26 protein-coding genes and 1 pseudogene are annotated in these 23,845 nt (G+C 69.9%); 12 read left to right on the forward strand and 15 right to left on the reverse strand.

Annotation, left to right across the window (positions count from 1 at the left end; genetic code table 11):
* Positions 1-54: 54 nt before the first annotated feature.
* From EER30_RS10150 to EER30_RS10160, 3 genes are all read right to left on the reverse strand, one after another.
* Entirely contained in the window at positions 55-1,368 is a 1,314-nt protein-coding gene (locus EER30_RS10150; protein ID WP_127500064.1) for an MFS transporter, read from the reverse strand.
* Between the two features lie 68 nt (positions 1,369-1,436).
* Complete coding sequence (locus EER30_RS10155; protein WP_127500273.1) at positions 1,437-1,883, reverse strand: MarR family winged helix-turn-helix transcriptional regulator; 447 nt, start codon at positions 1,881-1,883, stop codon at positions 1,437-1,439.
* A gap of 68 nt (positions 1,884-1,951) precedes the next feature.
* Positions 1,952-3,376, reverse strand: coding sequence for an NCS2 family permease (locus EER30_RS10160; protein ID WP_127500065.1), 1,425 nt, complete (start codon positions 3,374-3,376; stop codon positions 1,952-1,954).
* A 169-nt stretch (positions 3,377-3,545) separates the two neighbouring features.
* Between EER30_RS10160 and EER30_RS10165 the strand changes: the two genes are divergently transcribed.
* Positions 3,546-3,758 carry a DUF2530 domain-containing protein gene (locus EER30_RS10165; protein WP_432417528.1) on the forward strand — a complete coding sequence of 71 codons (213 nt, stop codon included), beginning with the start codon at positions 3,546-3,548 and terminating at the stop codon, positions 3,756-3,758.
* 13 nt (positions 3,759-3,771) lie between these two features.
* On the opposite strand, the gene EER30_RS10170 is transcribed toward EER30_RS10165, so the two are convergent.
* On the reverse strand, positions 3,772-4,611 hold the full coding sequence (locus EER30_RS10170; protein ID WP_127500067.1) for a DUF3027 domain-containing protein: 840 nt from the start codon (positions 4,609-4,611) through the stop codon (positions 3,772-3,774).
* 77 nt (positions 4,612-4,688) lie between these two features.
* Here EER30_RS10170 and EER30_RS49675 point away from each other — a divergent pair.
* The 3 genes and pseudogenes from EER30_RS49675 to EER30_RS10185 form a co-directional block, all read left to right on the forward strand.
* Positions 4,689-6,209: pseudogene (locus tag EER30_RS49675) on the forward strand (MFS transporter); the annotation flags it as partial.
* Between the two features lie 712 nt (positions 6,210-6,921).
* Positions 6,922-7,548, forward strand: a complete 627-nt coding sequence (locus tag EER30_RS10180; protein WP_127500069.1) for a futalosine hydrolase — start codon at positions 6,922-6,924, stop codon at positions 7,546-7,548.
* Between the two features lie 71 nt (positions 7,549-7,619).
* Complete coding sequence (locus tag EER30_RS10185; protein WP_127500070.1) at positions 7,620-8,432, forward strand: 1,4-dihydroxy-6-naphtoate synthase; 813 nt, start codon at positions 7,620-7,622, stop codon at positions 8,430-8,432.
* Here the strand turns inward: EER30_RS10185 and EER30_RS10190 are convergent.
* From EER30_RS10190 to EER30_RS10200, 3 genes are read right to left on the reverse strand one after another with little or no spacing between them, the layout of a single operon-like run.
* Entirely contained in the window at positions 8,429-8,815 is a 387-nt protein-coding gene (locus EER30_RS10190; protein WP_127500071.1) for a cold-shock protein, read from the reverse strand. The two genes, EER30_RS10185 and EER30_RS10190, sit on opposite strands and share 4 nt — an antisense overlap.
* Positions 8,816-8,865: 50 nt before the next feature.
* Positions 8,866-9,489: an HAD family hydrolase gene (locus EER30_RS10195; protein ID WP_432417525.1), complete on the reverse strand. Its 624-nt coding sequence runs from the start codon at positions 9,487-9,489 to the stop codon at positions 8,866-8,868.
* Entirely contained in the window at positions 9,486-9,686 is a 201-nt protein-coding gene (locus tag EER30_RS10200; protein ID WP_127500072.1) for a hypothetical protein, read from the reverse strand. The genes EER30_RS10195 and EER30_RS10200 overlap by 4 nt, the downstream gene beginning before the upstream one ends.
* Before the next feature lie 90 nt (positions 9,687-9,776).
* Here EER30_RS10200 and EER30_RS10205 point away from each other — a divergent pair, with 90 nt between their 5' ends.
* From EER30_RS10205 to EER30_RS10230, 6 genes are all read left to right on the forward strand, one after another.
* On the forward strand, positions 9,777-12,206 hold the full coding sequence (locus tag EER30_RS10205) for a helicase-associated domain-containing protein (protein WP_127500073.1): 2,430 nt from the start codon (positions 9,777-9,779) through the stop codon (positions 12,204-12,206).
* Between the two features lie 149 nt (positions 12,207-12,355).
* Positions 12,356-12,826 carry a helix-turn-helix domain-containing protein gene (locus EER30_RS10210; protein ID WP_127500074.1) on the forward strand — a complete coding sequence of 157 codons (471 nt, stop codon included), beginning with the start codon at positions 12,356-12,358 and terminating at the stop codon, positions 12,824-12,826.
* 46 nt (positions 12,827-12,872) lie between these two features.
* On the forward strand, positions 12,873-13,481 hold the full coding sequence (locus tag EER30_RS10215) for a PIN domain-containing protein (protein WP_127500075.1): 609 nt from the start codon (positions 12,873-12,875) through the stop codon (positions 13,479-13,481).
* 91 nt (positions 13,482-13,572) lie between these two features.
* Positions 13,573-15,234, forward strand: coding sequence for a DNA repair helicase XPB (locus EER30_RS10220; RefSeq protein ID WP_127500076.1), 1,662 nt, complete (start codon positions 13,573-13,575; stop codon positions 15,232-15,234).
* 55 nt (positions 15,235-15,289) lie between these two features.
* Entirely contained in the window at positions 15,290-15,862 is a 573-nt protein-coding gene (locus EER30_RS10225) for a TetR/AcrR family transcriptional regulator (protein WP_127500077.1), read from the forward strand.
* Entirely contained in the window at positions 15,862-16,485 is a 624-nt protein-coding gene (locus tag EER30_RS10230) for a maleylpyruvate isomerase family mycothiol-dependent enzyme (protein WP_127500078.1), read from the forward strand. Before EER30_RS10225 ends, EER30_RS10230 begins: the two co-directional genes overlap by 1 nt.
* Here the strand turns inward: EER30_RS10230 and EER30_RS10235 are convergent.
* From EER30_RS10235 to ligD (EER30_RS10250), 4 genes are read right to left on the reverse strand one after another with little or no spacing between them, the layout of a single operon-like run.
* A complete protein-coding gene (locus EER30_RS10235) occupies positions 16,480-16,896 on the reverse strand; it encodes an HAAS signaling domain-containing protein (RefSeq protein WP_127500079.1) in 417 nt (138 codons plus the stop codon). The two genes, EER30_RS10230 and EER30_RS10235, sit on opposite strands and share 6 nt — an antisense overlap.
* Positions 16,893-17,237 carry a PadR family transcriptional regulator gene (locus EER30_RS10240; protein WP_127500080.1) on the reverse strand — a complete coding sequence of 115 codons (345 nt, stop codon included), beginning with the start codon at positions 17,235-17,237 and terminating at the stop codon, positions 16,893-16,895. The genes EER30_RS10235 and EER30_RS10240 overlap by 4 nt, the downstream gene beginning before the upstream one ends.
* A 33-nt stretch (positions 17,238-17,270) precedes the next feature.
* The gene (gene ligD / locus EER30_RS10245) at positions 17,271-18,179 is read right to left on the reverse strand and encodes a non-homologous end-joining DNA ligase (protein ID WP_127500081.1); all 909 of its coding nucleotides are present in this window, start codon (positions 18,177-18,179) and stop codon (positions 17,271-17,273) included.
* On the reverse strand, positions 18,169-19,119 hold the full coding sequence (gene ligD, locus EER30_RS10250) for a non-homologous end-joining DNA ligase (RefSeq protein ID WP_127500082.1): 951 nt from the start codon (positions 19,117-19,119) through the stop codon (positions 18,169-18,171). Before ligD (EER30_RS10250) ends, ligD (EER30_RS10245) begins: the two co-directional genes overlap by 11 nt.
* A gap of 104 nt (positions 19,120-19,223) precedes the next feature.
* Here ligD (EER30_RS10250) and ku point away from each other — a divergent pair, with 104 nt between their 5' ends.
* Positions 19,224-20,153, forward strand: coding sequence for a non-homologous end joining protein Ku (gene ku / locus EER30_RS10255; RefSeq protein ID WP_127500083.1), 930 nt, complete (start codon positions 19,224-19,226; stop codon positions 20,151-20,153).
* Between the two features lie 13 nt (positions 20,154-20,166).
* On the forward strand, positions 20,167-20,655 hold the full coding sequence (locus EER30_RS10260; RefSeq protein ID WP_127500084.1) for an NUDIX domain-containing protein: 489 nt from the start codon (positions 20,167-20,169) through the stop codon (positions 20,653-20,655).
* Between the two features lie 49 nt (positions 20,656-20,704).
* Here EER30_RS10260 and EER30_RS10265 read toward each other — a convergent pair whose 3' ends face one another.
* From EER30_RS10265 to EER30_RS10280, 4 genes are all read right to left on the reverse strand, one after another.
* The gene (locus EER30_RS10265; protein WP_127500085.1) at positions 20,705-20,980 is read right to left on the reverse strand and encodes a hypothetical protein; all 276 of its coding nucleotides are present in this window, start codon (positions 20,978-20,980) and stop codon (positions 20,705-20,707) included.
* A gap of 495 nt (positions 20,981-21,475) precedes the next feature.
* Positions 21,476-22,717 (reverse strand): MFS transporter, encoded by a 1,242-nt coding sequence (locus EER30_RS10270; protein ID WP_127500086.1) that lies wholly within the window; start codon positions 22,715-22,717, stop codon positions 21,476-21,478.
* Positions 22,714-23,283, reverse strand: a complete 570-nt coding sequence (locus EER30_RS10275; protein ID WP_127500087.1) for a TetR/AcrR family transcriptional regulator — start codon at positions 23,281-23,283, stop codon at positions 22,714-22,716. Before EER30_RS10275 ends, EER30_RS10270 begins: the two co-directional genes overlap by 4 nt.
* A complete protein-coding gene (locus tag EER30_RS10280; protein WP_127500088.1) occupies positions 23,280-23,840 on the reverse strand; it encodes a sugar O-acetyltransferase in 561 nt (186 codons plus the stop codon). Before EER30_RS10280 ends, EER30_RS10275 begins: the two co-directional genes overlap by 4 nt.
* Positions 23,841-23,845: the final 5 nt, after the last annotated feature.

Raw genomic sequence — 23,845 nt, forward strand, 5'->3', positions numbered from 1 at the left:
GAAGCTAATTCGAAACATGCCCGATCCGGAATACCTTTATCTGCCAAATACCCGTCAGGCGGCGGCATTCTCCCGTTCCGGGATCTTGGCGACAGATGCGACAGGCGGGACGAGAGTGAGGCGGGGCCGGGGCCGGAACGTCATGCTCAAGCGCTCTCCGCTGGTACGAAGTTGCCAGATGAGCGCGACCATCGAGGCGACGAAACAGACCACCCCGGCGCCCGAGATGCTGGACGCGATGCCGTAGTGCTGGCCCCACCAGCCGGCCAGCGAGGCGCCGATCGGCGTGGTACCGAGGAACACCAGCACGTAGAGCGCCATCACCCGGCCCCGGAAGGCGGGGTCGACGCCCATCTGCACGCGGTGGTTGGCCGCCTGGGCCAGGAAGATCGAGAAGAACCCGGTCGGCACCAGCACCAGCATCGCCACGATGAAGTTCGGGGCGAAGCCGACCGCGAACTCGAGCACGCTGAACGCGAGGGCGGCGCCGATCACCACGTAGACGCCGGGCCGGGCCCGCCGGGCGCTGCCGGCCAGGGCACCGCCGAGCGCGCCGACGGCCAGGGCCGTGGTGAGCAGGCCGAACGAGGACGGACCGGCACCGAAGTTGATCTTTGCCAGGGCGGCCAGCGTCACCGGGAAGTTGAAGCCGATCATGCCGACCACGAACATCAGGGCGATCGGCAGCGCCAGGTCGGACCGCTGGCCGACGTAGCGCAGGCCGTCGGCGATGCGGGCGTCCTTCTTGGCCTGCCGCTCGGCGGGCCGCAGGTCGGTGGCGCGCATCCGGCTGTAGCTGAAGATCGGGGCGATCGCCAGCACGGTCGCGATCAGGAAGACCGGGCCGGTGTCGAACAGGGCCAGGGCCACGCCGGCCAGGGCCGGGCCGCCGATGCGGGCCGTGTTGAAGGTGGCCGCCGACAGGGCCAGGGCGTTCGGCAGAAGTGGCAGTTCGACCAGTTCGGACACGAACGCCTGCCGGACCGGGGTCTCGACCGCGTTCGCGATGCCGAGCAGGCCGGCGAAGAGGAAGACGTGCCAGAGCTGCGCGTGGCCCGAGGCGACCAGGACGGCGAAGGCGATCGCGGTGATGGCGAAGGCCGCGTTGGAGAGCACCAGCAGGCGCCGCTTGTCGAAGCGGTCGGCGAGCTTGCCGGCATAGAGGGTGAGCAGCAGCACGGGGACGAACTGCAGCGACGCCACCGCGCCGAGAGCGGCCGGCGAATCGCCGGAGAGGTCGAGCACCAACCAGTCCTGCGCGGTGAACATCATCCACACGCCCACCAGCTTCACCAGCTGCCCGGTCGCGAAGAGCCGGTAGTTGCGAACCTGTAGGGACCGGAAAGTCGTGTTCAGCACTGACCGCACGCGGCTGCGCCTCCTGTTCGGTCGTACGCGTCATCGTCACGTGACGAAGCGCCGCGTAGCCGAACCCCTCAGGCGCGCGAGATCTTCTGCAAGATCTCCGAAGCTTGGGCCAGCGTCTCGCGTTCGCCCGGCGCCAGAGCGGCCAGCTGGGTGGCCAGCCACTCGTTGCGCGCCAGCTCGAACTGGGCGTAGACAGCCTGCCCCTGCTCGGTGGCCGACAGGATTACCTGCCGGCCGTCCGTCGGGTGCGGGGTCCGCGCGATCAGCCCGCGCTCCTCCAGCTTGCCGATGATCTTGGTCATCGTCGGCGGCTGGACGCGTTCCATGTCGGCGAGCTCGCGCGGGGTCAACGCCCCGGCCAACTGCAAGCTCGTGAGCACCGACAACTGGCTGAAGGTCAGATCACCGACCGGTCGGGCCTGGCGGACCCGCCGGTTAAGCCGCTGAATCGACTCGCGCAGGGTCTTGGCCAGCTCGTCCGCTGTGCCTCGATCCGCCATCACGGGCCACTCCATCACGATACTTAGCCTAACTAATGAGCCTGGCTAACGACATTGAATATGCGCATGACCTCAGTCACCGGTCACAGAATCCAAGCCTCCAGCGGACCGCGCAAGAAGTACACGATGAAGAGCGCCGCCACGCCGTACAGGATGGGATGAACTTCTTGCGCGCGGCCGGTGGCGAGCTTGAGAACGACGTACGAGATGACGCCCGCGCCGATGCCGTTGGAGATCGAATAGGTGAACGGCATCAGGGTGATCGCCAGGAAGGCGGGCACCGCGAGCGTGTAGTCGGACCAGTCGATCTGCCGCACCGCGGTCATCATCAGGAAGCCGACCACGACCAGAGCCGTCGACGCCGCCTCGAACGGCACCACCGAGACCAGCGGCGCGAGGAACGTCGCGAGCAGGAAGAGACCGCCGGTGACGAGGTTCGCGGCGCCCGTGCGAGCGCCCTCACCGACGCCGGCCGCGCTCTCGATGTAGGCCGTGTTGCTCGAGACGCTCGCCGCGCCACCCGCGGCCGCCGCCACCGAGTCGACCAGCAGAATCTCCCGCGTACGCGGCGGCATGCCCTTCTCGTCGAGCAGGCCACCCTCCTGCCCGACCGCGACCATCGTGCCCATCGTGTCGAAGAAGTCGGTGATCAGCAGCGTGAAGATGAACATCACCACGACCAGCCAACCGGCCCGCGACCACGAGTCGAGCACGTTGAAGTGGCCGAGCAGCGACAGGTCGGGCGTACTGACGATCTTCTCGGGCAGTTTCGGGACGTTGAGCGACCAGCCCTTGGGGTGCGCGATCGCCTCGACGATGATCGCCAGCACCGTGGTGCCGACGATGCCGATCAGGATCGCGCCGCGCACCTTGCGCACGAAAAGGATCAGCGTGAAGAGCAGCCCGATCGCGAAGACCGCGGTCGGCCAGGTCGCCAGCCTGCCGCCGATACCGAGCTCGAGCGGCACGGTGGTGCCCGCGGCGTCCGGGATCCGGCGCACGAATCCGGCGTCGACCAGCCCGATGATCATCAGGAACAGGCCGATGCCGACGCCGATCGCCGTCTTGAGCTGGGTCGGCACCGCGCGGAAGACCAGCTCCCGCAGGCCGGTGAGCACGAGGATCGCGATCAGAACGCCCTCGATCACGACCAGGCCCATCGCGTCGGCCCAGGTCATCTCAGGGGCGATCTCGTACGCGACCAGCGCGTTCACGCCCAGGCCGGCGGCGAGCGCCAGCGGGAAACGGGCCACGACGCCCATCAGGATCGTCATCACGCCGGCGACCAGGGCGGTGCCCGCAGCCAGCGCGGCCAGCGGGAGCTGAGCGCCGTCGCCGTCGACCCCGTTGCCGAGGATGAGCGGATTGAGCACCACGATGTAGGCCATCGTGAAGAAGGTGGCCAGGCCACCGCGAACCTCGCGGCCCACGGTCGAGCCCCGGGCCGAGATCTCGAAGAACCGATCAAAACCGTTCTTCGGCGTACGAGTATCGACAGCGGTGGACATGCGGGCCCTCCGGATCACGGGTTCGGCGTCGCCGAGATATTCTCAGTCATCGATGACCTGCGCAAAACCGTGATGTGTCGGGCCCGTCACAGGAGCCCACGCGTGATCTCTGCGGACCTATCCTGTGCAGGTGAGTGAGAAGCCCCGGGTCGAGCCGCTGGACCCGCCCATGGTCCCGTTCGCCGTGGGCGGCTTGGCCCTGTTCGCCGTCGCCGCTCTGATCGTGTGGCTGGCCGACGGGCCCGACCGCTGGCTCGAGATCTGCGTCGCGGGTTTCCTCGTCGGCATCCCCGGCCTGATCACGATGATCGTGCACGACCGGGGCCGCAAACGCCGCCGGCAGCTGACGCACCCGTCGTTCAAGGTGACGTCTCAGCTCTAGCGACTCCAGCCGCTCAGCTGTGGCCGAACTCCTCGGCCGGTTCGCTCTCTTCCACCGAGCCGTGGCCCCGGCTCACGGCGACCGATTCGACCTCGCTGTCGTCGAAGACGGTCGGCAGTTCCTCGACCGGCTGCTCGGAGCTGCCCAGCAGGGCCTCGGAGTGGGCGCCGCACCCGTGGTCGGCGCTGACCGCGCGGCCGTCGTCGGGGGCGTAGAGGTTGCCGCAGACGCCGAACATCGTGCGCAGGGAGCCGGCCAGGGCCAGATAGAAGCCGCAGGTGCCGCAGCGGGCGTTGCGCGGGGCGGCGACCGAGATGGGGGCCTCGGGGCCGGACTCGCCGTCATACCACCGCTGGGCGGTGTCGAGGCGGCCCTCGCGCGACATGACGCGGGAGCGGCCGAGGCCCAGCTCCCAGCTCACCTCTTCGACGGCCGGGTCGTCGCTGAGCACGTAGCCCTGGGCGAGACGATCGTCGTCGGGGGCGGTCGGCATGAGGTCGCCGACGCCGAGGTCGCCGGGCTGAACGCGCTCGTTCCACGGCACCCAGCCGGGGGCGAGCAGCGCGTCGGGGCCGGGCAGCAACACGGTCTCGCAGACCGTGACGTGCCGGCTACGCGGGACGCGGGTCACGGTGACGGCCCAGCGCCAGCCACGGTAGCCCGCGAGGTGGCTCTCGAAGAGATGGGTCACGAGACGATCGCCCTCGGCGATGGCCTCGAGATGGTCGCCGATGTCGGCCGGGTCCACATCGGTGATCGCGCCACGTGCGACCCCGACCGCATCGGCACAAACCTGGTCGAGGCGGGCTGCACGCGTGGTGGTCCGAGTCGTCACGTGGTCATTGTCCCCCACCGGGGCGAAGGTATTGCAACGACTCCCCCAGATCCGGCGGCGGCGGGACGGGACATCGCTCGCCCCGATCAGTCAGGATGGGATCCATGCCGCTGCTTCCCTCTCTCGGACGCACCGTCGGCACCGGCGTCAAGGCGGGCCGGGCGCTGGTGCGCGGTTCCGTGCGCGGCGGTGCCTGGGCGACTCGCCGGGTCGGTTCCGCGCGGGCCAGGGGGGCCGCCAACGAGCAGGGCATGATCCGGCTCTTCGACCTGCACGCCCTCTCCTGCGCCGGTGACGTCCTGATCGCGATCGGGCTCGCCGGAACGATCTTCTTCAACGTCCCGCTGGGCGAGGCGCGCAGCAAGGTCGCGCTCTACCTGCTCATCACGATGGTGCCGTTCGCCCTGCTGGCGCCCGTGGTGGGCCCGCTGCTCGACCACTTCCGGCACGGCCGTCGCTACGCGCTCGCGGTCACGATGCTCGGCCGGGCCTTCCTGGCCTATGTGATCTCCGAAGAGCTGTTCAACTGGGGCCTCTATCCAGCCGCGTTCGGCGTCCTGGCATTTTCCCGGGCGTACGGGGTGGCGCGCTCGGCCGCCGTGCCCAGGCTGCTGCCCGAGGGGGTTGGCCTGTCCCAGGTCGGCGCCCGGGCCAGCGTCTACGGCACGTTCGCCGGTGCCGTGGTCGCGCCGGTGGGCCTTCTCGCCTTCAAGTTCGGCCCGCAGTGGCCGCTGCGCGTCGCGGTGATCATCTTCATCGTCGGCATGGTCGTGGCGCTACGCCTGCCGCCACGGGCCGACTCCGACCCGCCCGAGGCCGTGCCGCGCCCCTGGCGCACGATGCTGCGCCTGCCCCGCGGCGACGACCGGCCGCTCGCCGGCAAGCTCGTGGTCTCGACCCTGGTCGGCGCGGCCGGCCTGCGGCTGCTGTACGGCTTCATGCTGCTCTTCCTGGCCTTCGTGATCATGGCCGACGGGCTCGGCACGACGATCCTGGGCAACGACATCGGCCGCAAGGGCGCGGTCGGACTGGTCGGCGGCGCGCTGGTCGTCGGCACGTTCCTGTCCACCGCCGTGGGCACCCGCCTGCGCATCCGCCGCCCGCTGGCCCTGCAGACGGCCGGGCTGACCGTCACGGCCGGCGTGGGGGTGCTCGCCACGCTCTTCTACAGCCTCGCGATGGTCACGATCATGGCGCTGCTGGTGGCCGTCTTCAGCGGCATCGCGAAGCTGGCGGTCGACGCCAGCATTCAGGAGAGGGTGCCCGAGCGTCTGCGCGCGAGCGCCTTCGCCCACTCCGAGACCGTCCTCATGATCGCCTGGGTGGTCGGCGGCGGCATCGGCATCATCCCGCTCCCCGGCCGTCTCGGTGTGGCCCTGGCCACCCTGCTGGCCGTGCTCGCCGCGGTGCGCGCGGGCTACGTCGCCACCCGCCTCCACAATGAACGCCTCAGCGGCCGGGCCGGCGACTCCGACGTCCCCGACCGCGAGCCCGCGGGAGCCACCGTCGGCGGCCCTGCACGAGGCGCCACCGGGAACGCAGCCGCCGCAGCCGACGGTCCGCACGCGGCAGCCGAGGCAGCCGGGCGTGGACGTCCTCGTCCGCCGGGCCCGCACGGCGCGCCGCCCGAGCACTGGGCAGCGGCCGGAAACACGCCGAGCGACCTCTGGGGCGCCGGCCGCGACGCACCGGGCAACGGCCGGCCCGGCCGCGGCGCACCGGCCAACGACTGGGGCCCCAGCTCCCACGAGCCGACCGACCCGTGGCCGGAGGCACCGACCGTGCCGACTCAAGCGCGGCCCAACAACGTCCCGCCACCGGCCCAGACCCGGGGCACCGGCGGGGGTGCCGATCCGGCCCGATCCGACCGGGCGCACGGCGCTGGAACCGACCCGACCCGGGTCGACCGAGCCGGCACAGACTCCACGCGGTCCGACCGGGCCAACGGCGAGCGCGCCGGGACTCCTCCCACCCGCGGTGATCATCTACGCAGCGATCCGCCCACCAAGATCGACCCGGGCGAGAAGCGGGGATGGCTCGGCCGCCGCAAGAACAAGCGGACCCCGGCCGAGTCCGGGCCGCGCGCCACAGAGCCACCGCGCGCCGCAGAGCCACCCCGCGCCACAGAGCCACCCCGCGCCGCAGAGCCGCCGCCCCCGCCCGCTCAGGCCGAGGCAGCGCCCTCCGAGCCCATGCCCGCCCCGCCCGGCTTCCACGTCTATCGGCCCTCCTCCGCTGGCCGCCCCGGCAACGGCAGCACCTCTGACGACGACGACCGCTGACCCCCCGGCCGGCCCGTCTCACCCGCGATTCAGGAAGATCTCCACCATGACGCTCCCTCTCCTGGTGGTCACGGCGGTAGCCGCTGAGGCGGAGGCTGTTCGGGCCGGGGCCGACCCTGACCACGTGGTGGTCGAGCCGGTCGGTGTCGGGCCCGCCGCGGCCGCCGCCGGCACCGCCCGCCTGTTGGCCACGGGCCGATACCGCGCCGTCATCTCAGCCGGCATCGCCGGAGGCTTCCCCGGCCGCGCCCCGGTCGGCGCCGTAGTGCTGGGCATCCGCAGCATCGCCGCCGACCTGGGCGCCGAGACCGCCGACGGCTTCCTCCCCGTCGAGGAGCTCGGTTTCGGCAGCAGCGTGCTCGACGCCGACCCCGGGCTTCTCGAATCGCTGCGCGCCGCGCTGCCCGGGGCGATCGCCGGCGACGTGCTCACCCTCACCACCGTGACCGGCACCGCCGCCACCGCCGAGCGCCTGTCCACCCGTTATCCACAGGCAGTCGCCGAGGCCATGGAGGGCTACGGCGTTGCCGTGGCGGCCGCCGGTCTTCCCTTCGCTGAGCTGCGCACAGTCTCGAATCCGATCGGTCCGAGAGACCGGGCGGCCTGGCGGCTGAAGGAGGCCTTCGCTGCGTTGTCCACAGCTTCGGCCGCATTGTGGAAAGCTTGTGGATAACTTCACCGTGTGGGACGAAAGACACCTGTCGTGACACCACCGGCCCGGCTGATCCGTCTAGCGTGGACGCCGTGGCGCTTTCTCTCGCGGTCTCCCCCTGCCCGAACGACACGTTCGTCTTCCACGCCCTCGTGCACGGGCTGATCCCCGGTGCTCCCGAGGTCAACCTGACCTTCGCCGACGTCGACGTGACCAACACGGCGGCCGAGCGGGGCGAGTTCGACCTGGTCAAGGTGAGCTACGCGGCGCTGCCCTGGCTGCTTGACGACTACGAGCTGCTGCCCACCGGGGGCGCGCTCGGGCGGGGCTGCGGCCCGCTGGTGCTGGCCCGCGAGCCCGGCCTCGACGTCACCGGCAAAACGGTCGCCGTCCCCGGCGACCGCACCACGGCGTACCTGCTGTTCCGCCTCTGGTCCGAGGGTCGCGCCCCGGGCCGCGTCGAGGTCGTGCCGTTCCACGAGATCATGCCCGGCGTCGCCGAGGGCAAGTTCGACGCGGGGCTGGTCATCCACGAGGCGCGCTTCACCTATCAGCGCTACGGGCTGACCGCCCTGGCCGATCTGGGCGAGTGGTGGGAGGCCGACACGGGCCTGCCGATCCCGCTCGGGGCGATCCTGGCCAGGAAGGGCGTCGTCGACCCGGCCGAGGCGACCGAGTGGATCCGTAACTCGGTGAGCATGGCCTGGGCCAACCCCGACGCGAGCCGCGAGTTCATCCTGGCCAACGCCCAGGAGATGGAGCCCGACGTGGTGAAGCAGCACATCGATCTCTACGTCAACGAGTTCACCCTGGATCTGGGCAAAGACGGACTCGCCGCCGCCGACGCCCTGTTGCAGCGTGCGGCGGCGGCGGGTATCACGCCGGCCGTCAAGCCATTGGCCTAGACCTCGAACTCTTTCGCGACGGCGTGCACGAGCTGCGCGATCTTCTGGGCGACGCGCTTGTCGGGGTAGCGGCCGTGGCTCAGCCCCGGCTGCACCTGCGACTCCAACACCTTGATCATGTCTTCGACCATGCTGTGCAGCTCTTCGGCCGGACGGCGCCGCAACTCCGCGAGCGAGGGCGGCGCGTCGATCAGCTTCACGCCCATCGCCTGGGCGCCCTTACGGCTGTCCACCACGCCGAACTCGACCCGCTGACCCGTCTTCAACTCGGCCACCCCGGCCGGCAGCGCGCCCTTGGGCAGGAACACGTCGCCGCCCTCATCGCTGGTGACGAACCCGAATCCCTTCGCCGCGTCGTACCACTTCACTCGACCCGTGGGCACCGCTGACCTCAGCTTCACTCAAAGAAAACAACCGCTTACCCCAAGGCTACTTAAGCGGCGGGCCCGGACCCAACTGCAATCTCACCCAGCAGCGCCGGCAGACCCAGAAGATCCCCCAAGACGTACGCCGCCCCGGCCGCCCGCAGTTCGTCGGCCGAGCACGGTCCGGTGGTCACACCGATGCCCGGGACGCCGGCCGTACGCGCCGCGATCATGTCGGCCACGTGATCTCCCACGTACCAGCGGACGCCGTGCTCGACCAGCGCGGTCGCCTTGCCCTCGGCGAAGAGGTCGCCGGCCACCTCGTCCGCGACGAGGCCGAGGTGGTCGAGATGCATCTCGGCCAACCGGCCCAGTTTCGATGTGACAACTACAACACGCAGGCCCATCTCGCGGACGGCCGCGAGCGCCTCGACGGCCCCGAGCAGGGGCACCGCCGGCGTGATCGCGTACTGCTCGTAGAGGGCGCGGTAGGTGGTCACGACCTCCTCGATCCGCTCGGCCGGGAACCAGTGCGCCAGTTCGGTGCGCAGCGGCGGTCCCAGCCGGCTGACCGCGAGGTCGGCGTCGACGTGGACACCCGTCTTCTCGGTCAATGCCCGATAGGCGGCGCGGATGCCCGGCCGGGAGTCGATCAAGGTCATATCCAGGTCGAACCCGACCGCATCGCTCACGCGGGGGTCGACGGGATGTAAACCAGTTGCTCCACCGGCAGCGGGAAGGTCTGGTCATCGCCGAACGGCGACGGGGCCGCCGCGCGGTCGGAGACGATCTCGGACACGTGCACGTGTCCCCTCATGTCGACCGGCTGCGTGTGGCGCTGGACGCCGCCCTCGACGTCGGTACCCGGCAACTTGTTCTCAGCGGCCACGGATGTTCCCTTCAGCGTCCCTACGGAAGATCTCCGCCCGGCCGAGCCGGGCTCTCCAATATCGTCCCACGGTCGCTAGCGTTGAACACGATGGCCACCACATTCGCCGATCAACTGCGGTCGCTCACCGACGAGGCGCTCAGCGCGCTCGTCCAGTTGCGTCCTGACCTCGTCGTGCCCGTTCCCGCCGACATCTCCGCCCTCGCCGTGCGAGCGCAGTCCCGCGGCTCGGTCGCGCGCTGCCTCGACGGCCTGGACGAGTTCACCCTCGCCATCCTCGACGCCGCCCGCCTGAGCCGCGCCCCCGAGACCGCCCAGACCTCGGTCACCGCGATCCTCGAGCTGGCCAGTGATGTCGAGCCCGAAGACGTCCGGATCGCAATCGACCGCCTCCGGGTGCGTTTCCTGCTGCACGGCAACGAGGACGCGCTCCACCTGGTCGGCGCGATCGACGAGGTCACCTCGCCCTACCCGGCCGGCCTGGGCCGGCCCGCCGACTTCCTCGACCCCCGGGCCGCGGCCCTCTGCGCCGACAAGGCCAAGCTCCGGCGTACGGTCCTGGCCGCCCCGCCCGGGGCCCGCGCGGTGCTCGACCGCCTGGCCGCGGGGCCGCCGATCGGCGCGCTGAGCCGCGAGTCGGTGGCCGAGCCGGTGCGCTGGCTCGTCGACAACCACGTGCTGGTACCGATCAGCGAGGCCGGCCGCGCTCCCCGGGCCGACGGCGAGCTGGTCGAGCTGCCGCGCGAGGTGGGCCTGCTGCTGCGCCGCGACACCGGCCCGCTCGGGGCGCTGCGCCCGTTCCCGCCCATCCCCGCCGGCGCCGCCCGCGACCCGAAATCCGTCGACTCGGCCGGCGCCGGCCAGGTGATGGAGGCCGTCCGCAGCACCGAGACGCTGCTGGAGGCGCTCGCGGCCGAGCCCGCGCCGATACTGAAGGCCGGCGGTCTCGGCGTACGAGATCTCAAACGCCTCGCCAAAGCGGCCGCCCTCGACGAAGCGGGTGCCGCCCTGCTGCTCGAGGTGGCCCACGCGGCCGGTCTGCTCGGCGAGTCCGACGTCGCCGGTTCCGGGCGGTCGGTGACCGTGAGCCGGGCCGGCGGCGCCCCCGACGAGATCTTCCTGCCCACCGGGGCGTACGACCTCTGGCGCGCCCTCAGCAGCGCCCACCGCTGGACGGCGCTGGCCCGCGCCTGGCTCGCCATGACCCGGCAGCCGGGCCTGGTCGGTCAGCGCGACGACCGCGACCGCCCGATCAACGCGCTCGCCCCCGACGCCGAACGCGCCGGTGCCCCGCAGGCCCGGCGCGAGGCGCTGCTCGTGCTGGCCGACCTCAAGCCGGGCACGGCACCGCAGCCCGACGAGGTGCTGGGCCTGCTCGCGTGGCAGACCCCGCGGCGTTCCCGCGGGCGGGAAGCCGCCCACCGCGACGCTCTCTCGGGCGGCGCCTTGCTCGGCGTGACCGCGCTCGGCGCCGTGACGTCGTACGGTCGCCTGTTGCTCGAAGATGTCGACGACGGTGACCTCGACCCGCTGGGCGTGCGGCCGGGCGCGACCGAGCCGCCGAGCGACGCCGTCCGCACGTTGGACGCCCTGCTGCCCGCCCCGGTCGACCATGTGCTCGTGCAGGCCGACCTGTCGGTGGTGGTGCCCGGTCCGCCCGAGCCCGAGCTGGCGGCCGAGCTCGACGTGGTCGCGGAGCCCGAGTCGGCCGGCGGGGCGAGCGTGTTCCGGGTGACCGCGGCCAGCGTGCGGCGTGCTCTCGACGTCGGCTACACCGCGTCCGACCTGCACGCGCTCTTCCGCCACCGCTCGCGCACCCCGGTACCCCAGACGCTGACCTACATGATCGACGACGCCGCCCGCAAGCACGGCGGTCTGCGCGCCGGCTCGGCCGGGTCCTACCTGCGCAGCGACGACGAGGCCCTGATCGCCGAGGTCATGGCCGACCGCCGGCTGGGGCCCCTGGGCCTGCGCCAGATCGCACCGACCGTTCTGGTCAGCCCGTTGCAGGTGGCCCGGCTGCTCGGCGGCCTGCGTGACGCGGGCTTCGCCCCGGTCGCCGAGGACGCCGGCGGCGCCGCCGTGCTCACCCGGCCCAGGGTGCGCCGCGCCCCGTCCCGCACGTCGGTGGCCTCTCGCCTCACCGAACAGGCCGGACCTCCCCTGCTGACCGGTCCTCGCCTCGCCGGGGTGGTCGAACAAATCCGCCGCGGCGACATCGCCACCCGCGCGGCCCGCCGCGCCCCGGTCAGCGTCCGCGCCGCGAACGGGCAGGGTGTCCAGGGCTTGACCTCGGTGCAGCAGCACGGGCAGGCGATGGCGGTGCTCCAGCAGGCCGTCCGCGAGAAGGCCCGCGTGTGGGTCGGCTACGTCGACTCCCACGGCGCGACCCTGTCCCGCCTGGTCCGTCCGGTGTCCCTGAGCGCCGGCTACCTGCGCGCCGAGGACGAACGCACCGAAACCCTGCACACGTTCGCCCTGCACCGCATCACCGCCGCCGTCCCCGACGAGGAGGCGTAGCTCTAGCCGCGTCATAGGTCGCGCGATCAACCCCATGAGAGGCACCAAGTGAAATAAGTCCAATCGACTTGCACATACTTCAGATAGGGCCGAAGCTTGGCAGGTACTGTCCGGACTGTCCGGACAGCTTCGCCGCATCGGGAGTCATCATGGGCAGCGCAACGACACTCGCGGCGACAGCGCTCCAACTCTCCGAGACAGCCCACCGCAAGGGCAGTCCGGAACATGACTCGCTGAAACTTGTGCACTCGCTCCTTTCGCAGGCTGACCGCGGCGAGGTGAGGCTTGTCGTGGGCAATGCCGGATCCGTCACCCTTCCCGATCTCATGATCGATCTTTTGAGCGAAGTGTGCGAGGTCCTGGAACGCGGCGATGGCGTGGTCGTCAGCGAACTTGCACGAGAACTCACCACCAGCGAGGCGGCACGGCTATTGGGCGTATCCCGGCCGACACTGACCAGCCTGCTCGATAAAGGCGAAATCAATTCGCATAAGGTTGGCACCCACCGACGAGTCGCCCTGACAGACGTCCTCATATACCGTCGGCGACGCATCTCGCAACAGCGTGCGGCCTACGAAGCCATGATGGCCGAGCAAGACGACCTTGGCATCTTTGAATAGATCCCCCACCAAGGCGTTGCTCAGACGGCCTCTGTAGCCTCACCCGGTGCCATCGGTGCCGATCGTTTTCACAGACGCCAACATTCTGTACTCAAGATGCCTTCGGGACTGGCTGGTACTGATGGCCCTCGACAGCCACTACACCGCCTACAAATTGCGATGGAGTGAGGCAGTTCTGGCCGAGACGTTTTACCACCTACGCCGCGATCACCCGAACGCCCCCGAGCGACAGATCGAACGTTGGCGCGATCTCATCGACGACAAATTTCCCGAAGCCAAGGTGACGGACTGGGATCCCGGCGCCGTCCCTTGCCCCCGAGATCCCAACGATCACCACGTTCTTGCCGCCGCCATCGCCGGTGACGTGGACATACTTGTCACGAACGACGGCGATGTCGACAATTTTCAGCACTGCTTGGATCAAGTCGGCGCCGAAATCGACGTGCAGAGTAGCGATGACTTTCTCTGCATGACGGCCACTCGTCATCCCAAGATTGTCCGTCGGCGCTACCTGTCGCAGATCACCTTTTGGCAACACCGCAAACGGTGCAGCGAAGAAGCAGCGGCGGACTCATGTATCGACAGCCTCGACAAAGCGGGTGCCAGGCGGTTCGCGTTTCTTCTCAGAACGGACGAACGGTTTCGAATCTGGTGACCGTGGTGCCGGGCACCTTCGACGAGCGGCCCATCGCCCGGGACGGCGTGTCACACTGGAGGGTCGGTTTGTAGTTACGAAGGGTGTTCAGGTGAGCGGCGGACCATTGATCGTCCAGTCCGACAAGACTCTTCTGCTGGAGGTGGACCACCCCGACGCGAAGGCGTGCCGGATGGCCATCGCGCCGTTCGCTGAGCTGGAACGGTCGCCGGAGCACGTGCATACGTACCGGTTGACCCCGCTCGGCCTGTGGAACGCCCGCGCGGCCGGGCACGACGCCGAGAGCGTCGTCGATTCGCTGATCAAGTACTCGCGCTATCCGGTGCCGCACGCTCTGCTGGTCGACGTGGCCGAGACGATGGATCGCTACGGCCGCCTCCAGTTGGTCAACGACCCCACGCACGGGCTCGTCCTGCGCGGCCTCGACAAGATCGTTCTCATCGAGGTGGCGAAGTCGAAGAAGCTGGCCGGCATGCTCGGCGCCAAGATCGATGACGAGATGATCGCCGTGCACCCGTCCGAGCGGGGCCGCCTGAAGCAGGCGCTGCTCAAGCTCGGCTGGCCGGCCGAAGACCTCGCCGGTTACGTCGACGGCGAGGCGCACGAGATCGACCTGGCCGAGGACGGCTGGCATCTTCGTTCCTACCAGCAGGAGGCGGTCGACGGCTTCTGGGCGGGCGGCTCGGGCGTCGTGGTGCTGCCCTGCGGCGCCGGCAAGACTCTTGTCGGCGCGGCCGCGATGGCCACGGCCAAGGCCACCACGCTGATCCTGGTCACCAACACGGTCGCCGGCCGGCAGTGGAAGCGCGAGCTGATCGCCCGCACGTCGCTCACCGAGGACGAGATCGGCGAATACAGCGGCGAGCGCAAAGAGATCCGCCCGGTCACCATCGCGACCTACCAGGTGCTCACCTCGCGCCGCGGCGGCGTCTACCCCCACCTCGACCTGTTCGGCGCCCGCGACTGGGGCCTGGTGATCTATGACGAGGTCCACCTGCTGCCCGCGCCGATCTTCCGGTTCACGGCCGACCTGCAGGCTCGTCGCCGGCTCGGCCTGACCGCCACCCTGGTCCGCGAGGACGGCCGCGAGGGCGACGTGTTCTCGCTGATCGGCCCGAAGCGCTACGACGCCCCGTGGAAGGACATCGAGGCGCAGGGCTGGATCGCGCCGGCCGAGTGCGTCGAGGTGCGGGTAACCCTCACCGACGCCGAGCGCATGGCCTACGCGGTGACCGAGGCCGAGGAGCGTTACCGGGTCGCCGCCACCGCGCGCACCAAGCTGCCGGTTGTCCGCGCCCTGGTCGAGAAGCACCGCGACGACCAGGTGCTCGTGATCGGCGCCTACATCGATCAGCTGCACCAGCTCGGCGAATATCTCGACGCCCCGATCGTGCAGGGCTCGACGACAAACAAGGAGCGCGAGCGCCTCTTCGACGCGTTCCGCTCGGGCGAGCTGCGTACGCTGGTTCTCTCGAAGGTCGGCAACTTCTCGATCGACCTGCCTGAGGCGGCGGTGGCCATCCAGGTCTCGGGCACGTTCGGCTCGCGTCAGGAAGAGGCTCAGCGGCTGGGACGGGTGCTGCGTCCGAAGGGCGACGGCCGCCAGGCGCACTTCTACACGGTCGTCTCCCGCGACACGATCGACACCGAATATGCGGCCCACCGTCAGCGGTTCCTGGCCGAGCAGGGGTACGCCTACACGATCGTCGACGCCGACGACATCCTCGGCCCGGCCCTGCCGCAGATCGACTGAATCCCGATCGCAACTACACTTGTAGTCGATCTCACTACAGGCGTAGTTTGTCGTCATGGCTACTCACCGTGACGAGCTTCTCGACGCAGCGATCACCGTGCTGGGTGAGCGTGGCACGCACGCGCTCACCCACCGCGCGGTCGACGCCGCCGCCGGGTTGCCCGCAGGGTCGGCCTCCAACCACTTCCGTACGCGGGATGCCCTGTTCGACGGCGTAGTGGTCCGATTCGCCGAGCGCGAGCGGGTCAACTTCGACCGCATCGTGGCCCGGCGCTCGCCCACCACCCCCGGCGAGCTCGCCGAGGTCATGGCCGCGCTCGCCCGCGAGGCGACCGGCCCGCAGCGCGCCCTGACCCTGGCCCGTTACACGATCCTCGTCGAGGCCGCGTTCCGTCCCGAGTTGCGAGCCCGCGTGCTGGCCACCGGCGCGGCGGTTGACGCGTGGTTCATGGCCTGGCTGCCGGTGGCCGGTTCGACCGATCCCGCGCGCGACGCCCCGCTGCTGATGAACCACTGGACCGGCCTCGTCCTGCACCAGCTGGCCGTGCCTGATCCCGCGTTCGATCCGTCCGTTCAGCTGGCCGCGATGGCGCAGGCCGTCCTCGGTCATCCCAGAGAGGCGCCGTGATGAACCGCGACCAGATATGGGACGTCATCGTGACCGAGCGGCGCGCGGTGGTGGCGCTGCTCGAATCGCTCTCGGCCGACGAGTGGCAGCAGCAATCGCTGTGCAGCCGCTGGACGATTCACGACGTCGGCGCGCATCTCACCATGCAACAGATGGGCCTCAGCGACGCGTTTCCCATGATGAGGCAGTGGCAGGGCAGCCTGGCCCGCACAATCGCCCACACCGCCCGGGTGCGCGCCGCCGCCCTGACACCCGAGCAAATCGTGACCGAGCTGCGTGACACGGCCGGGCGACGCCGTCGCAACATCGGCGTGACCCGGCTCGAGACCCTGACCGACGTGCTGGTGCACACCCAGGACATCGCGATCCCCCTCGGCCGGCAGCACACGATGCCGGCCGAAGCCGCCGCCGAGTGCGCCACCCGCACCCTGAGCATGCGCTGGCCGCCGCCGCTGCCGTCGGTGCGCGCGGTCGCCGGCCTGCGCCTGACCGCGACCGACGTCGACTGGTCAGCCGGTCAGGGCCCCGAGGTCCGCGGCCCGATGGAGGCTCTGCTGCTGACCATCACCGGCCGGCACGTGTGGCGCGACCGCCTCAGCGGGGAGGGCGTCGCCCGCCTATGACGGCACGACCGCGGGGGCGACCGCCGGCTCGGCCGGGTTCTGCACCGCGGGCGCGGACGTGCTGCCCTGCGCCAGGGCGAGAGCACCGACGCAGAAAGCGAGAACGAGCACCACGCCGGCGACGATCCCCGCGATCAGCCAGAACCGTTTCCGCGAGGGGGCGGCCGGCGGGGTGAACCGGGTGCCGGCCTCCTCGTGCGCGGCTGCGGCGACCACCTCGGGGCTGCCCAGCCGCTCGAGCACCTCGATCACCTCGCCCTCGCTGGTGAGGTTGCGTTCGGCCTGTTCGGCGGCGATGTGCGCGGCCAGGTCGGCCAGCAGTTCACGGCGCTGCAGCACCGGGATGCCGGCGAGCCGCTGGTCGACCTCGTGCAGGTATTCGGCGACGACGTCGGTCTGTTTGGTCTTCATGCGGCCTCACCGGTTCCCACAAGACGGTCGACGGTCAGTCGAAACGAAACCCACTCGGTGCGGAAGTGTTCGAGCGCGGAGCGCCCGGCGGGGGTCAGCCCGTAATAGCGCCGCGGCGGACCGCTCGGCGACTCGGCCCACTTGCTCTGCAGCCAGCCGGACCGGCGCAGGCGCGAGAGCAGTGGATAGATCGTGCCCTCGCCGGCGGCCAGGCCGGGCTCGTCGCCCAGCCGTCGCACGATCTCGTTGCCATACCTGTCCTCGGTCTCGACCATGGCCAGGACGCAGAACTCAAGCGTGCCGCGGCGCAGACTCGTCGACAACTGCGAGACATCTGCCATGCGCGACACAGTACCTTGCGCCGCAAGGTAGGTCTAGACAGGCAGGGCGGCGCCGGGTCGCAGCAGTTCGCCCATCAGGTCGCCGTGCTGCTCGACGCGATCCAACACCTCGCCGGCGCGATAGTGGCGGGGCTCCTCGGCGCCGGTCGCCACAGCCTCGACCTCGTCCCAGGTGAGCGGCGTCGACACGGTCGGCATTTCCAGGGCCCGCAGCGAATAGGGCGTGACGGTCGTCTTCGCCGCGTTGTTCTGACTCCAGTCGATGAAGACCTTGCCCGGCCGGATCGCCTTGGCCATCTTGGCCGTGATCGATCCCGGCACCATCGCGGCCAGCTCCTCGGCAACCCTTTTCGCGTACGCCGACACGAGCTCGGAGTCCTGCGAACCGGAGATCGGACAGCACAACTGCATGCCCTTCTTCCCCGACGTCTTCGGACAGGACGCGATTCCGTCCTCGGCCAGCCGATCGCGCATCAGCACGGCGACCGCGCTGCATTCCTTGAGCCCGGCCGGCGCCCCCGGATCGAGGTCGACGACGAGCAGGTCGGGGTCCGCGCCGATCCGCCACTGCGGGGTGTGCAGTTCGAGCGCGGCCAGGTTCGCGAGCCACACCAGGGTGGCCAGATCGTCGACGACCACGAAATCGATCGTCTCGCGGCTCTTGGTCGAACCGGGCACGGGCAGCGTCGCGAGTCGCACCCAATCGGGCGTACCCCCGGGCTTGTTCTTCTCGAAGAAATGCGTGCCGTCGACGCCGTTCGGGAAGCGGATGCGGGTCACCGCACGGTCGGCCAGATGCGGAAGCATGACCGGGGCGATACGCGTGTAGTAGTCGATGACCTCGCCCTTGGTGAATCCGGCGGCCGGATACATGAGTTTGTCGAGGTTGGACAGCTCTAGATCGCGCCCGTCGATCGAGACCGGGAACCGTTCACCGGCCATCGTCGTCCTCCTCCACGCATTCGTCGGGCGTCTTGTCGTCGCGCAGGCGCAGATAGCGGGGAAAGCGCAGCCGCCCGTCCGGTGTCCGATTGCCATAACGCACCTCGACGACCAGCTCAGGTCGTACCCAATGGGCCCCTCGGGAATCCTCGCGAGGCACCGCACCGGGCGCGAACGGCGAGTTTCGCTGGGCCAGCGGTTCAAGCTCGGCCAGCAGCTCCTTCTCGGCGACCGCGCCGATCCCGCCGCCGACCCGCCCGCGGAAGGCCAGCCCGTCCGGCGTCGGCACCCCGACCAGCAGACCGCCGAGCTTGCGCACCCCCGACCGCCAGCCGCCGACCACGTAGTCGCCGGTCCGGTCGAACTTGACCTTGACCCAGTCCGTCGAGCGCCGCCCGGGCAGATAGACCGAGTTGTTGCGCTTGGCGACCACGCCCTCCAGGCTGTTCTCGCGGGCCGCCTCCGCCGTCGCCGTACCGTCGGTGAAAACGGGCGGAACCATCCAGTGCGGTCCCGCCAGCCCGAGCTGCTCGAGCCGTTCCCGCCGCAGTTGATAGGGCAGGCCGGTGCAGTCGTGCCCGTCGAGAAAGAGCAGATCAAAGATCATGTACGTCACCGGCAGTGTCACCGCCAAGCGGGCAGCCCGGCCATGCTCGCGCACGTGCATGCGCTCGGCCAGCGCCGTGAACGACGGCCGGCCCGCCGCGTCGAGCACCACCATCTCGCCGTCGAGCAGCGTGCCCTCAGGCAGACGTAGGTCGGCGATCTCGGGGTATGCCGAGGTCACGACCGCCCCGGACCGCGCGAACAGGTCGGGAGCACCTCCGGCGAAGAGCGCGAGAACCCGGACCCCGTCCCACTTGAACTCGTAGCTCCACGCCGGCCCGGCCGGCAGCGCGCCGGCGGTCGCGAGCATGGGAGACAACGGCGCACCGGGCACCCGATCACCATAGGCAGGACCGAACACCTTACGCAGTCGTCTCAGTGATGCCATTCTGATCAGGACAGGTCACGCTGGGTACGCGTCGGCTACGGGAGAGTGGCATGCGAGCGATCTGGAAGGGCGCGGTCTCGTTCGGCCTGGTGTCGATCGCCGTCAAGCTCTACTCGGCCACCGAGGAAAAGGACATCCGCTTCCACCAGGTGCACCGCACCGACGGCGGACGCATCAAGTACCAGCGCACCTGCTCGATCGACGGCGAGGTGGTCAGCTACGACGACATCGCCAAGGGCTACGACATCGGCGGCGGCGAGATGGTCATCCTCACCGACGAAGACTTCGCCGACCTGCCCCTGACGACGTCGCGCGCGATCGACGTGCTCGAGTTCGTGCCCGCCGAGCAGATCGACCCCATCCTGTTCGCCAAGGCCTACTACCTCGAACCCGAGGGACAGGCAGCCAAGCCGTACGTGCTGCTCCGCGACGCGCTCCAGGACGCCGACCGGGTCGCCATCGTCAAGATCGCGATCCGCCAGCGGGAACAACTCGCCACGCTGCGGGTGCATGAGGGCGTGCTCGTGCTCAACACGATGCTCTGGCCCGACGAGGTACGCGCCCCCGAGTTCGGCTTCCTCGACGACGACATCGAGACCCGCCCGGCCGAGCTCGCGATGGCCAGCTCGCTGATCGATTCGATGGCCGGCAGCTTCAAGGCCGACGAGTTCACCGACAACTACCGGGCCGCCCTGCAAGAGGTCATCGACGCGAAGGTCGAGGGACGCGAAATCGTACAGCCGGAAGAGGCCGAGGAGGCGCCGGCGGCCGCCGTTGACCTGATGGCCGCGCTGAAGGCTTCGGTCGAGCGGGCCAAGAAGGCGCGCGGCGAGCAGCCCGAGAAGCGGGCGGCCGAGATCGAAGCGAAACCGGTCAAGAAGAGCGCGCCCGCCAAGAAGGCCACTGGTTCGGCGGCTAAGAAGACCGCTTCGGCGAAGAAGGCCACACCCGCTAAGAAGGCGGCGAAGAAGTCGGCGTGACTAGAGTTGTCGCGTGGGATTGACGTGGGCTGAGTCTTATCTGGGCAAGGTACGGGCGAGCGTCGGGGACACCGACACCATCCTCTTCGTCGGGGCACGCGGCGTGATCCTCGACGATCAGAACCGGTTGCTGCTGATCCAGCGGTCCGACAACCGCCGCTGGGCCATCCCGGCCGGGGCGATGGAGCTCGGCGAGAGCATGGAAGACTGCGCGATCCGCGAGGTGTGGGAAGAAACGGGTCTGCGGGCCACGTCGCTGACGCCGTTCGCGTTCTACAGCGCCTACACCTACACCAACGACTACGGCCACACCTACCAGCAGATCCTCATGTCGTTCCGCATTCACGCGTGGGAAGGCGAACTGCTGCGCGAAACCGAGGAATCAGTCGACGCGGGCTTCTTCCCGCTGGACGCGCTCCCCGGCCCCAAGTCGTTCATCATCGACGAGACCCTCGACGACCTAGCCCAGTTCGAAGCCACCGGCCGCCTGGTCGTGAAATAGCTGGACCTGGCATCAGTGACCTTCTCCCCGTACGCATCCACGCCGCGAGTTACTCCTCGACCCGGACCTGCCGCGTGAAGTCATGCCCGCACGGCAGGACGACAAAGACGACGGACCGGACCACCAACGTGCCGTCCTCCCGCTCGTCATAGTCGAGCGGCTCCGCATTGACGTCGACGACGACTTTTCCGCACGTCGGACAGCGCCCCTCGGCGGTGACCACGCCGAAAACCCGTGCCGGCATCGTCTCGGCCGTTTCCTGGACCTGCTCCCCCGCCTCTTTCTGCGCGGTCGTTCTAGGCGGCTGCATCTGAGGCTTGGGCACGGCAACTCCCGATCTGCGGACACCGGCACCCGTCGTCGAACGGCACGCCGGACACATGCCGCCGCGAGCGCGTACCCCTCACGCTACTTCGCCACTCGCCCCGGCCCGAACCCGCCGACCCCCGTTTCACCTGCCCGAGCACCGCCATTGCCCGCCGCTCGAGAACCCACACCCGGCCGAACCGCACCCGGCGCTCGCCAAACTCGGCGCTGCCTGATCGCGGGGCTTTCCAAGCCCGGCACCCCCAAAGCTCGGCACCCCCAAAGCCCGGCACCCCCAGCCCGGCACCCCTCCAGCCCGGCACCCCCAAAGCCCGCCCAAGTCGTGCATCCGCTCGGTACTGCGGGGGCACGGCGGCGCTCTGTTGGGCGGGATTCGGCGATGCGGGCGCCAGCCCGCGAGCCTGAAGCGCCACCGGGACCGGCCCGGCAGCCGGGTGATCGGCCGGTGTCGCAGGAAGCGGCCCGCAGAACCGAGAACAATTCCTACGCCGTACTAAATGGTTTTTTGTCCTGGAAGTGGCTTGACCGAACCGGCCAGGGCGATGGAAACGATCAAGAGGACCGCCACAGCGACCAGGGCGTTTTTGACCATGATGTGGTCACCTAGGAAGCCGATCAGCGGGGGGCCGCCCAGGAAGGCGCAGTAGCCGATCGAGGCGACCACGCTGACCCGGGAGGCGGCGTGGGCCGGGTCGTCGGCGGCGGCGCTCATGCCGACGGGGAAGCCCAGGGACGCGCCCAAGCCCCACAGCAGGGCGCCGGCGAAGGCGAACGGGGTCGACGGGCCGAGGATGTAGAGCGCGAGTCCGGCCAGGCTGACCACGGCCAGGGCTCGGACCACCGGCACGCGGCCGAAGCGGTCGAGCAGGGTGGGGCCGAACCAGCGGCCGGCGGTCATGGCGGCCAGGAATACGGCGAAGGCGAGGGCGCCGACCGTGGCGGAGGCGCCGTAACTGTCGATGACCGAGACGCTGATCCAGTCGATGCCGGCGCCCTCGGTGAAGGCGAAGGCCAGCACGAAGATGCCGACCAGGATCGTGCGGGGTTCCCGCCACGAGGAGAGGGCGTTGCCGATGCGGTCACGCTTGGTGACGGGCGAGGTCGAGCCGATCAGGGTGGGGTCGGAGGGGGTCACGATCGGTTCGGGCTCCGCGTCGTCGGGGATGAACGTTCGGACCGAGACGATGACGATGACCGCGACCAGGACGGCCGTCACGGCGAGGTGGATGGTGACCGAGATGCCGAGGGCGACCGCGGCTGCGCCGAACAGCGCGCCCGCGACCGTGCCGATGCTGAATCCGGCGTGGAAGCGGGGCATGATCGCCTTGCCCAGGCGGCGTTCGACGACCGCGCCCTGCACGTTCATGGCGACGTCCCAGGCGCCGTTCGCGAAGCCGAAGCCGAACAGCGCGATCACGACCGGCAGCACGCCGAACTCGTAGCCGATCGAGACCGCCAGCAGGGCGACGCCGAGCAGGCCGCCCATCGCGGCGACGGTGCGGCTGGAGCCGAAGCGGGCGACGATCTGGCCCGCCATCAGCAGCGACACGATCGAGCCGGCGGCCAGTGAAAGCAGCACGAGGCCGAGTCGCGACGGGGTCAGGCCGAGCTCGTCGCGGATCTGCGGGATGCGCGACGCCCAGCTCGCGGTGGCGACGCCGGCGAGGATGAAGGCCGCGTAGACGGCACGGGTCGCTGCCCGCACCTCGGGCGCGGTCTGGACGACGGAAGTCACTGAGGCACTCCGAGAAAACGGCCCACGATCGTACGGGTGTCCGCGCGGTCGAACGAGGCGGTGGACAGGGTGAGGTGGATGACGAGGCCCTCTATGAGTGCGTCGACCCCGCGCGCGGTCACCGGATCGAGGAACCGCTCGAGTACCACGCGTGACCGGCGCATCCATGCCTCGGTCACTCCGCGCAGCGCCGGGTTGCGCAGGGCCGCGAGATACAGCTCGTACGACACCGCCCAGTCTCGCGCGTCGCCACCGGCGCCCCCGTTGATCAGGTCGGTCAGGGCGTCGGCGAAGCCCGCCAGGTCGGTCACCCCGTCGAAGTGGGCCTCGTAGCGCGGCGACATCTGTTCGGCATGCCGCCGGAAGGCCTGTTCGAGCAGGTCGTCGATGCTGTCGAAGTGGTAGGTGATCGAGCCCAGCGGCACGTCGGCGGCGGCAGCGATGCGCCGGCTGGTCGTGCCCGCGACGCCGTGGTCGGCGATGACCTCAAGGGCCGCGTCGACGATCCGGCTTTTGCGGTCAGGGTCGTAGCGGCGCGCCGACCGGGCGGCGGGCAGGGCGGTCACGGTTCGACCTTGCGGATCACGCGGGCGGGATTGCCGACCGCGACCACGTTGGGTGGCAGGTCTCGCGTCACTACGGCACCCGCGCCGACCACCGTGTTGTCACCGATGGTCACGCCGGGCAGGACGATGGCCCCGCCGCCGAGCCAGACGTTGTCACCGATGACGATCGGCGAGGCCGCCTCCCACTTGTCGCGCCGCGGCCCCGCCTCGACCGGGTGCCACGCGGTCAGCAGCTGCACGTTCGGCCCGATCTGCACGTCGTCGCCGATGGTGACAGTCGCCACGTCAAGGCTGATCAACCCGAAATTCGCGAACGTGCGAGCCCCGACGAAGGTCTGGTAGCCGTAGTCGCAGCGGAACGGCGGGCGGATCTCGCTGTCCTCGCCGAACCGCCCGAGCAGCTCGGTCAGCAGCTCACGCCGCAGCCCGTGGTCGGTCGGGTCGGCCGCGTTGAGCCGGTGGGACAGAGCCGCGGCCCGCTCCAGATCGCGGGAAAGGGCAGGATCATCGGCCTGATACAACTCACCGGCCAGCATCCGCTCGCGCATCGTGGTCATAAGCC

The organism is Actinoplanes solisilvae (genome assembly GCF_003999975.1).
In the GTDB taxonomy this organism is placed as follows: domain Bacteria; phylum Actinomycetota; class Actinomycetes; order Mycobacteriales; family Micromonosporaceae; genus Actinoplanes; species Actinoplanes solisilvae.